Source organism: Ochrobactrum sp. CGA5, assembly GCF_006345815.1.
Classification (GTDB): domain Bacteria; phylum Pseudomonadota; class Alphaproteobacteria; order Rhizobiales; family Rhizobiaceae; genus Brucella.
Genome location: NZ_VCIG01000034.1, coordinates 1 through 582, shown reverse-complemented (window position 1 = coordinate 582; position 582 = coordinate 1). Strand labels below are relative to the sequence as shown.

The window sequence follows — 582 nt, the reverse complement described above, 5'->3', positions numbered from 1 at the left end:
TTCGTTTGCAGCCTTCAAAACGCGTGATCGCAAATCACTGCTTAATGCTCGTCCCATCAAAAGCCTCCATAACTGGAAACCTTGAATCAGACAGATCGCCGATTGTCACTTCAAAATCGATTCAGTGTTCAAAGGATATGCTCTAGGTTTCATCGACGTTCCATTTTCGAGAAACTTGGCGTTTCTTGCGGTTGAAGCGATCAAGCAACTTTGGACTGAAATATTGCGTCCAACGGTGGACTGTCGAATGGTCGAGATCAATACCGCGTTCAGCCATCATTTCCTTCAAATCGCGCAAGCTCAGATTGTAGGAAAGGTACCACCCACCGCACACAAAGTAAGATTACTGACTTATCGAAATGACGGCCCTTGAACATCACATAATCCCGGCTTGCTTGAAAACCGGATCATACATCAGCGATCGTTGACGAAAAGTTTGCAACAGATGGGGTATTCGGCTTGAGCCCATCCCCGGAGGTTGGATGCAGGGGTGCTGCGCTTCGAGCTGATGATAAAACGTGGTCTGTTTGGAACAGCCACAAGCATCAGGAAAGGAAGCGCAGCATGAAACATTATGCCGGA

General features: G+C 47.4%; 1 protein-coding gene and 1 pseudogene. Both read right to left on the bottom strand.

What is annotated here, in order from left to right:
• Positions 1–145 precede the first annotated feature (145 nt).
• Positions 146–377: pseudogene (locus FJQ48_RS12840) on the bottom strand (IS6 family transposase); the annotation flags it as partial.
• Positions 377–582 (bottom strand): hypothetical protein (locus tag FJQ48_RS22580; RefSeq protein ID WP_210236262.1); only part of this gene is annotated, 206 nt, incomplete at its 5' end. The pseudogene FJQ48_RS12840 and the gene FJQ48_RS22580, both read right to left, overlap by 1 nt.